The sequence below is a fragment of the Olleya sp. Hel_I_94 genome (assembly GCF_007827365.1).
Lineage (GTDB): Bacteria > Bacteroidota > Bacteroidia > Flavobacteriales > Flavobacteriaceae > Olleya.
The window spans coordinates 1,626,888-1,641,997 of the sequence record NZ_VISI01000002.1; the positions used below are offsets into that span (position 1 = coordinate 1,626,888).

The following is a 15,110-nucleotide window of genomic DNA, read 5'->3' on the forward strand; positions in this document are numbered from 1 at the left end:
TGGTTTTTATTGAAAAAAATTAATTTCTACCTCTTCCACCACGTGATCTAAACATCTCGCGCATTTCTTCCATTTTTTTCTTTACAATGTCCTGGTATTCTTCCATAGTCACTTCTTTTCCTTTGGTTGGTTTTTTAATTTCGTTTTTATCAGAAGGATTCATAACAATTTTAGAACATAAAATAGTTGTTCTACCTGCATTAACCTCTAATATTAAACCTGGAAGTCCCCAATATTCACCAGGACCACTATTAACTGGTATGTCCATTGTGTACCATGCAGTCACTTCAATTTCTTCTGGAATTTCAATATCATCAAATGGATCTTTTGGTGCATCAGTTTTAGTGCTATCTTTTTCTACTTCTGCAACTTCTTTATTATCGTCCTTCTTTTTATCTCTATCATTTCCTCTTCTTCTCATATTTGTCCAATCTGCAGCGTCTACTTTTTTAGTAGCAGTTGCTTTAAAAGCGGTGTATTTACCGATCTGCTTAGACTCGCCACTCATTTTCCAATCTAATTTTACTAAACTATCTTTAATTAAAAATTGCTTTCCAAAAAACTCTTGGTCATGTAATAGTACGTTTTCTTTTACATCCTTATAGATTGTTCCAGCAGCCATTCCACCCATCATAAAACCTCTTCCTCCACCACCAGGAGCATCTAATGCTTCATCTTCTTTATAAGTAGATTCTGATTTATTAAAATCTAGTATAAATGTCTTTTCAAGCATTGTTTTCATACGCTCCATTATCATTTTTTTTCGCTCTGGACTTAACTCACGACCACCAAAATTATCCATATCCATAGTCGTTTTTGACATGTAAGTTGCCTGACCCTGAAAAGCATCTTGCGCAAAAACGCTTGAAGTGATAATCAATACTAACAGTGTTGCTAGATTTTTAAAAGTTGATTTTAATTTCATTTTATTTAAATTTTATTGTTTGATATTCCACACTTTAGACTCTTATTTTTACAGATAGTTTAATCCATAACAGATAAAAGTTACTAATAAAAATATTAGTCTACTTGACAAACTAATTGTTACAGGTTTGGTTTAGTTTTTGTACATTGTTAACCCATGAAACAACTAGTGCTTTTCTTTTTTATCAGCTGCTTAACACTGTCCGCTCAAAACAAAATATCTGCAAATTATATAGCAGTGGACAGCCTTAATGCTGATGTTTTTATTTCTAAAAATAATTTTGAAAACCTGTATTATGTTCAAAATAATGTACTTTTTAAAAAATCTGATAAACACACTATTAATTACAGCAATATCCAATTAGGCAATATAACGTCTGTGCACACTTTTAATCCATTAAAAATTAATGTGTTTTATGGTGACTTAAACACTGTAATTATATTAGATAATAGATTAGCCGAAGTCTCTAAATTAGACTTTAACACGTTACAACCTTATAAAAATATTTCTCACATTACAACGGGTTTTGACAATACGATATGGTTATTTAATCAAGATTTTCAATACTTAGAGTTGTATGATTATCAAACCAAAACCACACGATATAAGACAATTCCGGTTAGCTCCAAAGTATTAGACCTGACTAGTAATTATAATTATTGTTGGCTTCTTACCGAAAACAACTTGTATTGCTATAATTATTTTGGAAGCTTAGTTTATAAGTTTAAAAATGATGGCTACACAAACATTAAAGCTTACAACGAAAATTTAATACTTGAGAAAGAAAATATATTAAATTTTTATAACCACGAAACAAAAACTATAAGTGCGATCGATATACCAAATATGTTAATAAGTCAGTTTTTTGTAACCAATCAAATCCTGTATATTTACACTCGCAAATTACTTTATCAATACCAACTTAAAACAGACTAACTATGCACGTTGCCATAGCAGGAAATATAGGCGCAGGAAAAACGACGCTTACTAAATTATTAGCCAAACACTTTAACTGGGAGGCTCAATTAGAGGACGTTGTAGACAACCCTTACCTTGACGATTTTTACAATCAAATGGAGCGTTGGAGTTTTAACTTACAGGTTTACTTTTTGAATAGTCGTTTTAGACAAGTATCGCAAATTCGCGAAAGCGGAAGAGATATTATTCAGGATAGAACAATATATGAGGATGCGCACATTTTTGCTCCTAATTTACATGCAATGGGTTTAATGACCAATCGTGATTTTGAAAACTATAAATCGTTATTTGATTTAATGGAAGGTTTTGTTGAAGGTCCAGATTTATTAATTTACTTACGTAGCTCTATCCCAAATCTAGTATCTCAAATACATAAACGTGGTCGTGATTACGAAAACTCAATTAGTATTGACTATTTAAGTAGATTAAACGAACGTTATGAAGCTTGGATCCATGGATATACTAAAGGTAATTTATTAGTAATTGATGTAGATAATATGGACTTTGTTGCTAATCCTGAAGATTTAGGAACTATAATTAATAAAATTGATGCTGAAATAAATGGGTTATTTTAGAATAACTTAACTTGTTTAAAAAACAGTTTAAATATAAAAAAGGTTACATAATTATGTGACCTTTTTTTATGACTATAAGGGTAACTACTTAATAAATCCGTTTGTCCTAGCATGTATTATAGCGTCCTTGCTAGAATTAACTAATAAAACAGGCGTTGTATTATAAGCGTTAAGTAAACTTTTTACTCGTTTAATTTTTTTATTATCGTTTACGCTTCTTAAATAAACCGCTTTAATACGATTGGGAAAAGTATTAACAATCTCTAGATAAATATCTGGATCATGCTCTCCACTATCACCTATTAATATAAAAGTGAAGTCTGGATATGTCTTTAATATGTTTTGTATTTCTAACTGTTTTGCTGGCTTACAAGTAGATGACTTTTTCTTAAAAATAGTTCTGAAACTTCTAAGTAAAATAGGGCCTTTTGGGAAATTATTTTTTTTGAGAAAAAACTCTAAGTAGCGATACAAATTCCATGGACTATGACTAACATAAAAAATAGGATTAGCCTTATTTCCATTTGGTCCTTTGTGCAATAAATGATAAAACTCAGCAGCGCCTTCCAATGGTATTCTATTTTGAGCATGCTTAAAAAAAGTATTATATAGTACACGCCATTTTAATATAGAAACCACTCCTGTATGTAATATAGTGTCATCAATATCACTAATAATTCCAAAATCAGAATTTAAATTAGGGATAAGTATTTGCGCAGGAAACTTATTTTGATTTTGTATGGTTCGCTTTAGGGTAGCATCATCATAGGCGACTTCAATATTTAACCAACCTTCAGTATTTATGAATACCTCAACATCCTCAATTGCTCTGTCTATTTTGTAATAACCATCTTTATCTGTCTTGGTATAAATGACTTTATTATTAGGCAATGTTATTTTTAGCTTTGTCTTTTTAACCTCATCTGTTTCAAATCTTTTCCATGTATTTAAAACTAAAGCTAGTAAGCTTTTTTGTTCTAAATCAATAGTTTCATCCTCCAACGCACGACCACGATGGTATAATCGCTTAGATGTACCATAACTTAAAAATGAAATAATTTGTAAAGGATCTTTCTTAAACCAACTCATCACATCAAATATAATATAAAAAAAACCTGCTAAAGTCATTAGCAGGTTTAAAATTTAAATTTCTGATAATGGATTACCCTTTTTTGACATCAATTTTTTTAATTGTTTTTTTGTTTTGTTCAGTCGCTACATTATTAGACGCTTCAAAGTCTCTTAATTTAGCATCTACATCTTCCTTACTTCCTCTAAAGCGTTCTTGTTTAACAACCTCTTGTCCATCAATAATTACAGAATAAGTTATTGTTGCCTCAGCAATATTTTCGTTAACTATCATTTCTTTTTCAATAGTTACTTGGTCTGTATTAGCTACTCCAGTTTCAGTATGACCTCCTAAAATTGGTGCAATCACTAAACCAATTAAACAGGTTAACTTAATTAAAATATTCATTGATGGTCCAGAAGTATCTTTAAATGGATCTCCAACAGTATCTCCTGTTACTGCTGCTTTATGTGCATCACTTCCTTTAAAAGTCATCTCACCATTAATTTCGACACCTGCTTCAAAAGATTTTTTTGCATTATCCCATGCGCCTCCAGCATTATTCTGAAAAATAGCCCAAAGCACACCACTTACCGTAACACCAGCCATGTAACCTCCTAGCATTTCAGCAATTGCTAAATGTTTCATTCCAAAAATCATAGGAACAAAAGCAATAACCAAAGGAAACCCAATGGTTAATAATCCTGGTAACATCATTTCTTTTAAAGATGCTTTAGTTGAAATAGCAACACACTTATCGTATTCTGGCTTACCTGTACCTTCCATTATACCTGGAATATCTCTAAACTGTCTACGCACTTCTTCAACCATTTCCATAGCTGCTTTTCCTACAGCATTCATTGCCAATGCAGAAAAAACTACAGGTACCATTCCTCCAACAAATAACATTGCTAAAACTGGTGCTTTAAAAATATTAATTCCGTCAATACCTGTAAATGTAACATAAGCAGCAAATAAGGCTAATGATGTTAATGCTGCAGACGCAATCGCAAAACCTTTACCAGTTGCTGCAGTTGTGTTTCCAACCGAGTCTAGTATATCTGTACGTTCTCTTACAATTGGTTCTTGCTCACTCATTTCGGCAATACCTCCTGCATTATCAGATATTGGTCCAAATGCATCAATTGCTAATTGCATTGCTGTAGTCGCCATCATTGCAGAGGCTGCTAAAGCAACACCATAAAATCCTGCCAATGCGTACGATGCCCATATTGCTCCTGCAAATAGTAATACTGAAGGAAATGTAGATATCATACCTGTTGCTAAACCTGCAATAATATTTGTTCCTGCTCCTGTACTAGACTGTTGTACTATTTTTAAAATTGGCTTTTTACCTAATCCTGTATAATATTCGGTTACCGAAGAAATTACTGCTCCTACAAATAGACCCACTAAAGTTGCATAAAACACTCTTATGCTAGAAATATCTTGTAAACCTTCTCCAAAAAAGTTCATTTGCATTGTTTCTGGTAGCATCCAAGTCACTAATCCATAACATGCAGCAGCAACTAAACCAATAGACACCCAGTTTCCAAGGTTCAAAGCTCCCATTACTTGTGACTCTTTAGCGTCATTACTACTAATTTTAACTAATAGCGTTCCAATTATAGAAATTATTATTCCCACTCCTGCAATAGACATAGGAAGTAAAATAGGACCAATACCTCCAAAAGCATCAGTGATTGCTCCACCCATATCTTTAATAACATAGTTACCTAAAACCATTGCTGCTAAAACAGTTGCAACATACGATCCAAATAAATCGGCTCCCATACCAGCAACGTCTCCAACATTATCACCAACATTATCTGCAATAGTAGCAGGATTACGTGGATCGTCTTCTGGTATACCAGCTTCTACTTTACCTACTAAATCAGCTCCAACATCTGCAGCTTTAGTGTAAATCCCTCCACCAACTCTTGCGAATAGCGCGATAGACTCTGCTCCTAATGAAAAACCAGCTAAAGTCTCTAATACAATAGTCATATCCATAGTATTAGTCCAAGCTCCATCCATAAATATTTGAAAGAATGCTATAAAAAATATCGTTAAACCTAACACTGCTAATCCTGCAACACCTAATCCCATGACAGTTCCTCCTCCAAACGAAATTTTAAGCGCATTTGGTAGACTTGTTCTTGCAGCTTGTGTAGTCCTAACATTTGTTTTAGTTGCTATTTTCATTCCGATATTTCCTGCAGCTGCAGAAAAAACAGCTCCACATACAAAGGCTATTACAATTAAATAACTTGTAGTTGGTACAAAATATGCGACAACAGCAAGTAGCACACTTACTATAACCACAAAAACTGACAACAATCTATATTCTGCGTTTAGAAAAGCTAGAGCACCTTCGTAGATATGGTCCGAAATCTCTTTCATTTTACCATCACCTGCATCTTGCTTCATTACCCAAGATTGTTTAATAACCATGTAAATTAAGCCCAAAATTGCCATAGCAATAGGCATATAAATCATCATTGATTCCATATAAGTTTGTTTGATTAGTTTTTAATTACTGCTAAAGTAACAAAATCAAACAGAAGTTAAAATATTAACATCGCAATTTTTTAACATTAAATTTACATTTATAATAATATTTAAAAACAAAACAGGAATTATTATTTACTATTACGACAAAACCACAAGTCCTTACAAAACAGATAAATCAAATAGTATTGCAAACAAAAAACCCTCTCATTATACAATGAGAGGGTTTTAATTAAAATTTAGATGTATTACTTAGATAGTAAAATCTCCATTTGTTTTATGCTCGCTATTTTCATAACGCTCTACACATTTGTTTAAGATTTCATATGCCTCTTTAGCATCTCCCCATCCACCAACATCAACTTTCTTTTTCTCTAAGTCTTTATACACTTGAAAAAAGTGAGTAATTTCTTTTATTCTATGTGGATTTAAATCCTCGATATCATTACAGCTATTCCAAATAGGATCTGTAACTGGTACACAAATTATTTTTTCATCAGGACCTTTTTCATCTGCCATATGGAAAACACCAATTGGTTTTACTTCCATTACACACATTGGAAAAGTAGGTTCTGTTCCCATTACTAAAACATCTAATGGATCTCCATCTAAAGCTAAAGTTTCTGGTATAAAACCATAATCTCCTGGATACATCATTGAAGAAAACAACATACGATCAAAACGAATTTTGTTTAATTCAAAATCGTACTCATACTTGTTTCTACTTCCTTTAGGTATTTCAATTAATACGTCAAATGTCTTTTTTCCAGATGGACTCATATAATATTATTTTAGTTTTCCGTCAAGCGGAATTTAAATTTTGCTTTACTTTTTCGGCTTGCAAAAGTACAAGATTATTTAGGTTTTGACAAATATAAAAAACGAAAAATACCGATTAAGGTTTTAATTGTTAAGTTAATATAAAATCAACCGCTAAACTTTTGTAATAATTAAAAATAATCCTAATTATTTGTTTTAGTAATTCCTGTACAATTAATATTTATCCTTGTACAATATACAGTAAACGTGTCGTGTTTTTATTTAAAAATAAAAGCCAAAGCTTCCTGTAACTCCAAATTTTCTGGCATCTGGGTTGGTTACTGCGTTTAAGTAATTACCTCTAAAATTAAAATCTATTCTTAATACTTTAAAGATGTTACCTACTCCAACACTATACTCGTAATACGCTTCTTTAGTTGGCGCTCTATATATTAATCCCGAAGCATTTATATCGCGATTTTCTTGACTAACATCTCCAATAACACCTCTTGCACCAACTATGGCTCTTAAATTATATTTTTTTAAGAATGGTATACGAGAAAACAGACGTCCATTAAAATTATGCTCGACATGTAACGTTGCATATTCATCTGTAACAAACTCGTAAAAATCTAAATTAGAAAAGGTGTTGTAAATTGAAAAATAACTTTGATTTCCAGGTACAACACTTAATAAACCTAATGGTACTTCACCATAAGTCTTACCTGCTTCTACGGTTGTGTATAATCGTCCAAAACCACCTAAAGACCATGGTTGTGTATATGAAAATTGTAATTTAGTATAATCAAAATCACTGTCTAAAACCCCTTGATTACCAACTGATACTTGTGCAAATAATCTAGCAAAGTCATCATTTTTAGTTCGTCTTTCTACACCATAACCTGTCATTTCTCTGTTAGGGAAAAAGGACATAGAAAATGCTGTTTCGTATTGTTTAAGATCCGACTTGGTAGTGGTTTGTGTTGCATCTGTAAAGTAATCTAAACTAAAGGTTGGCGATGCTGACTCTAAAGTCCTGTAGCTTCCGCTAACACGTGTTACCAAATTTCTAAAAGGCTCTGCTTCGATTGATAATGTACTTAAATTGATGTTTGTTAATTTATCGTTTGTACCTGTTCCAACTACTGAGCTACTGGCTAAACTTCGACCTAAAACATCTGTACTTGTTGTTAGACTTGCTCCAATTTGCTCTACATCACGTCGGTTTCCTCCTGATATAATTAATCGACTACGTTTATCTAGTAACCATTTACCTGATAATCCATATTTAAATTTATTATCCTTAAATCCATAGGCTGTATATCCTTCGATACGCCACATATCGTTTTGACCAAAGTATGTACGTCCACCTGCTCTTAGTCTTACGCCTTCTACTTCGTTATAACCAAAGGTTGAGAAGATTGGTCCATAATCCAAATTAAGCTCTGGAAACTCGACATAACCTGAAGCTAATATGCTTCCAAGATTATAAAGACGTTTAAACTTTTGGGTGTTTTTTAATGAGTCTAACATGACATAAACACCTTTTTCGTCTTTACTTAAAGATTCCATTCTGTTTTTATCCCAAAAACTATCATCTTGATTATAGATGTCTTGGTCAAAGGTGTAAACTTTTTCTTTATAAAATTTAGGATCTTTTACTTGATCAAACGTATAGTTATCATATAGTGTGGTACGCTTACCGTAAATCCCCTTTGATTTTTCTTTTTTATTAAATGCAAAATCACTCATGAAGTAATCTCGTTTTATAAGAAAGACAGAATCGTTAAGGACTTCAAATTCTTGTTCTATATAAATCTCTTTAACCCAATTTATATTTGCGCTTTTAGAGGCTTGCATGTTAATTTCTTTGATAGCAAATGTGGTGTCCGCTACCCAAAAATCTCCTTTAAAGGTTAACTCGTTTTTACGTCTTGGATAGTAAATAATATTATAACACCATTTGTTATCTATAAAACTACTGTCTGCTAGCACATAATTATAGGTCTGAATTCCGGTTCTAGAAATTGGACTTGTAAAACTTTTATCAAAAAACTTTAAGTAGTTATCATATACATCGTAATCCGAGTATAGGTCATCAACAAAATCTATTATAATTTGATTATTACTAAATCCTGAGTTTTTATTACCTTTTAATACTTCGCGTTTTTCATTAATAATATTATCACCATACACTTGGCTAGAGGACTCATTAATAAACATTGGTAAATACGTTTTACCTGTTACGTTAGAGGTATCTACTTGCTCAAAAACAAACTCCATACCTTTAAATAGCTTACTTTTCATTAATGAGCTATCGATTGTATTTAGGTCAAATTCTACTTTTTCGTATTTATCGTATTGGTATTGTTTGTACTTTTTTAATCCATTGCTACGTTTATTTGCCCATATTTTTCGAAGGATATCAATCGCTGGATTATTTTTTTTGGACTGCTTACCAGATACTATGACTACTTCATCTAAAGCTGCAACTTCTTCTTTTAAAATTACTTTTAAGTCGTAATTTACTTTTTTAGTTAGTTTAATTTCTTGGGTTTCAAAACTTATAAATGATATGGATAGTGTTTCCCAAGTATTACTATCTTCCATATAAAAACGTCCTTCTTCATTAGTAATAACACCAATTGAAGACCCTTTAAAAATTACATTCGCAAATGACACTGGTTGATCATACTCATCAAACACAACACCACTTACTTTTGTTTGTGCAATTGCAAAAAGACTTCCGAATAAAAAAAAGAGGCAAAAAAGTTTACTATTCATATATGGTTATTTAATACAAAAAGCTTCATCAACAATCATGCTAATGAAGCTTTTGATAAATCTAAAATACTATTTTTTATTTATACATTACCTTTTTAACAGCTGTGATAACATCTTTATGGTCTGGTAACCACTCTGCTAACAATACTGGAGAGTAAGGTGCAGGTGTATCTGCTGTATTAATTTTTATAACTGGTGCATCTAAATAGTCAAATGCTTCGCTTTGTACTAAATATGTAATTTCTGTCGCTACGTTACCAAAAGGCCAAGCTTCTTCTAAAACAATTAAACGATTAGTCTTTTTAACAGACTTTAAAATAGCAGCTCTATCCATTGGACGCACTGTACGTAAATCGATAATCTCACAAGATATACCTTCTTCAGCTAATTTATCTGCTGCGATATAAGCTTCTTTAATAATCTTACCAAAAGATACGATAGTTACATCTGTACCTTCTCTTTTTATTTCGGCAACACCTAATGGTATTGTGTATTCTCCTTCTGGCACTTCTCCTTTATCACCATACATTTGCTCGCTTTCCATAAAGATCACAGGATCGTTATCACGAATTGCAGATTTTAATAACCCTTTAGCATCATATGGATTTGATGGCACTACAACTTTTAAACCTGGTGTGTTTGCAAACCAGTTTTCAAAAGCTTGAGAGTGTGTTGCTGCTAATTGTCCTGCACTTGCTGTTGGACCTCTAAATACTATTGGACAATTAAATTGACCTCCAGACATTTGTCTAATTTTAGCTGCATTATTAATTATTTGGTCAATACCAACTAACGAAAAGTTAAACGTCATGTATTCTACGATTGGTCTGTTACCTGTCATGGTAGACCCAATAGCGATACCTGCAAAACCAAGTTCGGCAATTGGTGTATCAATAACACGTTTTGCACCAAACTCATCTAACATCCCTTTTGACGCTTTATAAGCACCATTATATTCTGCTACTTCTTCTCCCATTAAAAAAATGCTCTCATCTCTACGCATTTCTTCGCTCATGGCTTCGCAAATAGCTTCTCTAAATTGAATTGTCTTCATCTAATTAATAATTTGAAAAGCAAAAATAACAATAAATGAAAAACTTTAGACTAAAGAATTATTTAAAATTTACTATGCATGCATAGTATTTTTTCAAAATAAAATAATTATCTTCGTAACCGTAAGATTTAAGCGCATTTTTTATGCCTAAATTTGTTCAAAAATAAAATTAAGGTTAGACGTACTATATCGTTATAGTTGATTACATCTAACGTAACAGAACTCATAAAAAACAAAAAAATATGAAAATTTTAGTGTGTATTAGTCATGTACCAGATACGACATCAAAAATTAATTTTACAGATGGAGATTCAAAATTTGACACAACTGGAGTACAATTTGTAATTAATCCTAATGACGAATTTGGTTTAACACGTGCTATGTGGTTTAAAGAAAAACAAGGTGCATCTGTAGATGTTATTAATGTTGGAGGTCCTGAAACAGAACCTACATTACGTAAAGCATTAGCTATTGGTGCAGACTCTGCAATTAGAGTGAATACTGAAGCTAAAGATGGTTACCAAGTCGCTAAAGAAATTGCTAAAGTTGTAAAAGATGGTGGTTATGATTTAGTAATTGCTGGTCGTGAGTCTATTGATTATAATGGAGGTATGGTACCTGGTATGATTGCAGAAATGGTTGACGCTAATTTTGTAACTAATTGTATTAGTTTGGAATTAGATGGTACTAACGCTAAAGCTGTTAGAGAAATTGATGGTGGTAAAGAAAGCGTATCTACTGCACTACCTTTAGTAATTGGTGGTCAAAAAGGATTAGTTGAAGAGAGTGATTTACGTATACCAAATATGAGAGGTATTATGCAAGCACGTCAAAAACCATTAAATGTTTTAGAACCAATAGGTGCATCAGTAGAAACAGCGTCTGTTAAGTTTGAAAAACCAGCTCCAAAAGGTGCTGTAACGTTAGTGTCGCCAGATAATTTAGATGAATTAATTAACTTACTTCATAACGAAGCTAAAGTCATTTAATTAGTAATTAATCTTAAAACAAAAAAAACATGTCAGTTTTAGTATATACAGAATCAGAAAACGGAACCTTTAAAAAAACAGCTTTTGAAGTTGCTTCTTACGCCAAAGCAGTCGCTGACCAATTAGGTACAACAGTTACAGCAGTTGCAGTTAACGCCAATGATGTTTCAGAATTAGGAAAATACGGAGTAGATAAAGTATTAAAAGTATCTGATGATGCTTTAAAAAACTTTAATGCAAAATCATACGCTTCGGCAATTGCACAAGCAGCAAAAAACGAAGGGACTAAGGTCGTAATATTAAGTCAAAGTGCAGATAGCAAATATTTAGCACCAATATTATCTGTAGGTTTAGAAGCAGGTTACGCATCCAATGTAATGGAAGTACCAACTTCAACAGCTCCTTTTACAGTTAAACGTACTGCTTTTACAAATAAAGCATTTAACTTAACAACAATAGATACAGATGTTAAAATTGTTGGAGTCTCTAACAATTCTTACGGATTAGTAGAAAATAATGGTGCAGCTGCAGCTGAAGATTTTTCGCCTAGCTTACCAACTTCGGGTGTAAATGTAGAGTCTGTAGACAAAGCAACAGATAAAGTTACAATTGCTGATGCAGAAATAGTAGTATCTGCAGGTCGTGGAATGAAAGGACCAGAAAACTGGGGAATGATTGAAGAGTTAGCAGATGTTCTAGGTGCAGCAACAGCATGCTCTAAACCAGTATCTGACTTAGGCTGGAGACCTCATAGTGAGCACGTTGGACAAACAGGAAAACCTGTAGCTTCTAACTTATACATTGCTATCGGAATATCTGGAGCTATACAGCATTTAGCAGGTATTAATGCCTCTAAAGTAAAAGTAGTTGTTAACACAGATCCAGAAGCACCTTTCTTTAAAGCAGCAGATTATGGTGTTGTTGGAGATGCTTTTGAAGTTGTCCCACAACTTATTGAAAAATTAAAAGCGTTTAAAGCAGCAAACGCATAATTTTTTATAAATTTAAGTTCTATTAACAAAGGACTGTTTAAATTATGTACAAAAACTGCCTAGTGCAGTTTGGTAAAGTCCTAATTTAAGCAGTTCTTTGCTTTTTAAATACTATGAGTTTAGTCCGATTAAATATAAAAGGCATATCGTATAGCCAAACACAAAATGGCGCTTACGCACTAATTTTAAACGAATTAGATGGCGACCGAAAACTACCAATTGTCATTGGTGCTTTTGAGGCGCAATCCATTGCTATAGCTTTAGAAAAAGAAATAAGACCTCCAAGACCATTAACTCACGATTTATTTAAAAACTTTGCTGACCGCTTTGATATTGTAGTCAAACAAGTCATTATACATAAATTGGTAGATGGTGTTTTCTATTCTTCTTTAATTTGCGAACGCGATAATATTGAAGAAATTATAGATGCTAGAACTAGTGACGCTATAGCCTTAGCTTTACGTTTTGATGCTCCTATTTTTACTTATAAAAACATATTAGATAAAGCAGGAATCTATTTAAAAGTAGATCCCACAAAAGAAGAGGATCCAGATAATATCTTAATTGAAGATATTATTAACGAGGAATTAGAGATGGAACCTTCTCAAGACGATTATATTTCCAAAACAGTAGAAGAATTACACAACCTTCTAGACGAAGCTGTAACTAACGAAGATTACGAAAAAGCAGCTAAAATAAGAGACGAAATCTCTAAACGATAATCCCTTTACAATGAAACATTTTGCACTTGCTATTGTAGCGACCCTAATAAGTATTACGTCTATTTTTGCCCAAGACATTGAAAAAGATTGGCAACTCGAGGCAAGCAAAACAAAACTAGACTCTACAAGTACTAACCTTTTGGTTAATGACGTACTTACTTTAAAAGAAGGTGCATTTACGCACAATAATCAAACGGGAGATTATCTATTTCAAAATAATGTATTAGTTTTTTATTACGATACACCAGCAGATGTAACTAAACGACTTAAAGTACAAACACTAACAGACTCTACATTAGTATTTAAAGAAAAACAAAATGTCTATTCTTTTAAAATAAAAGAAAAAACAGCTGCTCAGCTAGCAGTATCAGAAGCTAATAAAATTATACCAAGCGAAGGATTTTCGTTTAATAGTTTATGGCGTGGTGCCTTAGGTATGGTAGCCCTAATTTTTATCTCGTTTTTATTTAGTAGTAATCGTAAAGCAATCGATTGGAAGATTGTTGGAATAGGTTTAGCCTTCCAGCTATTAATTGCTATTGGTGTTTTAAAAGTTGAATTTATTAAAACTGCTTTCGAGTTTGTTGGTGGTTTATTTATAAGTGTATTAGATTTTACCAGAGCAGGAAGTAAATTTCTATTTGAAGGTTTAGTGGTAGATATGGATACCTTTGGATTTATTTTTGCTTTTCAAGTTTTACCAACTATTATATTCTTCTCTGCATTAACGTCTTTATTATTTTATTTAGGTATTATCCAACGTGTAGTAAAAGCTATGGCTTGGCTATTATCTAAAGCACTTAAAATATCTGGAGCAGAAAGTTTAAGTGTAGCAGGAAATATCTTTTTAGGCCAAACAGAAGCTCCTTTACTTATTAAGGCATACCTAGAAAAAATGACTAAATCAGAAATGCTATTAGTTATGATTGGTGGTATGGCAACAGTTGCAGGAGCAGTACTTGCTGCCTACATAGGCTTCTTAGGAGGAGATGATGAAGCTTTAAGATTATTTTATGCTAAGCACCTATTAGCAGCATCTGTAATGGCAGCTCCAGGAGCGATAGTAATCTCAAAAATACTATTTCCACAAACAGAAGAGGTAAACACTGACGTTGAAGTGTCTCAAGATAAAATAGGATCAAACATTTTAGATGCTATAGCAAACGGAACGACTGAAGGATTAAAATTAGCTGTTAATGTTGGTGCCATGCTATTAGTTTTTGTTGCATTTATTGCAATGGTTAACGGAATCCTTGGATGGGTTGGAGATGTTACTTCTTTAAACGAATGGATTGAACATAATACAAGCTACACTGCCTTATCATTAGAGCTTATTTTGGGTTACATATTTGCACCTTTAATGTGGTTAATTGGTGTTGCACAAACAGATATGGCACTTATGGGACAGTTATTAGGTATTAAATTAGCAGCAAGTGAGTTTGTTGGATACATCCAATTAGCAGAACTTAAAGACGTTGCCCAAGCAACACACTTAACTTACGAAAAATCTATAATTATGGCAACGTATATGCTTTGTGGTTTCGCCAACTTTGCATCTATAGGAATTCAAATTGGTGGCATTGGATCATTAGCTCCAGGACAACGTAAAACGTTATCTAAATTTGGAATGAAAGCATTATTGGGAGGTACTATAGCCTCACTAATTTCTGCTACAATTGCTGGTATGATTATTGGATAGACAGTTAATAACTTTTTATATATATTTTAGGGTTGACATTTTAATGTTAACCC

At 32.6% G+C, this 15,110-nt stretch carries 12 protein-coding genes; 6 read left to right on the forward strand and 6 right to left on the reverse strand.

The features are described from left to right. Positions 1 to 19: 19 nt before the first annotated feature. Positions 20 to 925 carry a GLPGLI family protein gene (locus tag JM82_RS10545; RefSeq protein ID WP_145003342.1) on the reverse strand — a complete coding sequence of 302 codons (906 nt, stop codon included), beginning with the start codon at positions 923 to 925 and terminating at the stop codon, positions 20 to 22. A gap of 156 nt (positions 926 to 1,081) precedes the next feature. Between JM82_RS10545 and JM82_RS10550 the strand changes: the two genes are divergently transcribed. Both JM82_RS10550 and JM82_RS10555 read left to right on the forward strand, forming a co-directional pair. Next, a complete protein-coding gene (locus JM82_RS10550; protein ID WP_145003346.1) occupies positions 1,082 to 1,861 on the forward strand; it encodes a hypothetical protein in 780 nt (259 codons plus the stop codon). A gap of 2 nt (positions 1,862 to 1,863) precedes the next feature. After that, positions 1,864 to 2,478: a deoxynucleoside kinase gene (locus tag JM82_RS10555; RefSeq protein WP_145003349.1), complete on the forward strand. Its 615-nt coding sequence runs from the start codon at positions 1,864 to 1,866 to the stop codon at positions 2,476 to 2,478. A gap of 84 nt (positions 2,479 to 2,562) precedes the next feature. Here JM82_RS10555 and JM82_RS10560 read toward each other — a convergent pair whose 3' ends face one another. The 5 genes from JM82_RS10560 to JM82_RS10580 all read right to left on the reverse strand — a co-directional run bounded on the left by JM82_RS10560 (position 2,563) and on the right by JM82_RS10580 (position 10,655). Continuing rightward, a complete protein-coding gene (locus JM82_RS10560; protein ID WP_261375355.1) occupies positions 2,563 to 3,606 on the reverse strand; it encodes an App1 family protein in 1,044 nt (347 codons plus the stop codon). 34 nt (positions 3,607 to 3,640) lie between these two features. Next, on the reverse strand, positions 3,641 to 6,058 hold the full coding sequence (locus tag JM82_RS10565) for a sodium-translocating pyrophosphatase (protein ID WP_145003352.1): 2,418 nt from the start codon (positions 6,056 to 6,058) through the stop codon (positions 3,641 to 3,643). Between the two features lie 252 nt (positions 6,059 to 6,310). Then, complete coding sequence (locus tag JM82_RS10570; protein WP_145003354.1) at positions 6,311 to 6,838, reverse strand: inorganic diphosphatase; 528 nt, start codon at positions 6,836 to 6,838, stop codon at positions 6,311 to 6,313. A 261-nt stretch (positions 6,839 to 7,099) separates the two neighbouring features. Then, positions 7,100 to 9,601, reverse strand: a complete 2,502-nt coding sequence (locus JM82_RS10575; protein ID WP_145003357.1) for a DUF5686 family protein — start codon at positions 9,599 to 9,601, stop codon at positions 7,100 to 7,102. A 76-nt stretch (positions 9,602 to 9,677) separates the two neighbouring features. Continuing rightward, on the reverse strand, positions 9,678 to 10,655 hold the full coding sequence (locus JM82_RS10580; protein ID WP_145003360.1) for a pyruvate dehydrogenase complex E1 component subunit beta: 978 nt from the start codon (positions 10,653 to 10,655) through the stop codon (positions 9,678 to 9,680). Positions 10,656 to 10,897: 242 nt separating this feature from the next. Here JM82_RS10580 and JM82_RS10585 point away from each other — a divergent pair, with 242 nt between their 5' ends. From JM82_RS10585 to JM82_RS10600, 4 genes are all read left to right on the forward strand, one after another. After that, positions 10,898 to 11,644, forward strand: a complete 747-nt coding sequence (locus JM82_RS10585) for an electron transfer flavoprotein subunit beta/FixA family protein (RefSeq protein WP_145003363.1) — start codon at positions 10,898 to 10,900, stop codon at positions 11,642 to 11,644. A 29-nt stretch (positions 11,645 to 11,673) separates the two neighbouring features. Further along, positions 11,674 to 12,636: an electron transfer flavoprotein subunit alpha/FixB family protein gene (locus JM82_RS10590; protein ID WP_145003366.1), complete on the forward strand. Its 963-nt coding sequence runs from the start codon at positions 11,674 to 11,676 to the stop codon at positions 12,634 to 12,636. Between the two features lie 113 nt (positions 12,637 to 12,749). After that, a complete protein-coding gene (locus JM82_RS10595) occupies positions 12,750 to 13,358 on the forward strand; it encodes a bifunctional nuclease family protein (protein ID WP_145003368.1) in 609 nt (202 codons plus the stop codon). 10 nt (positions 13,359 to 13,368) lie between these two features. Further along, complete coding sequence (locus JM82_RS10600; protein ID WP_145003371.1) at positions 13,369 to 15,057, forward strand: NupC/NupG family nucleoside CNT transporter; 1,689 nt, start codon at positions 13,369 to 13,371, stop codon at positions 15,055 to 15,057. The last annotated feature ends 53 nt before the right edge of the window (positions 15,058 to 15,110 follow it).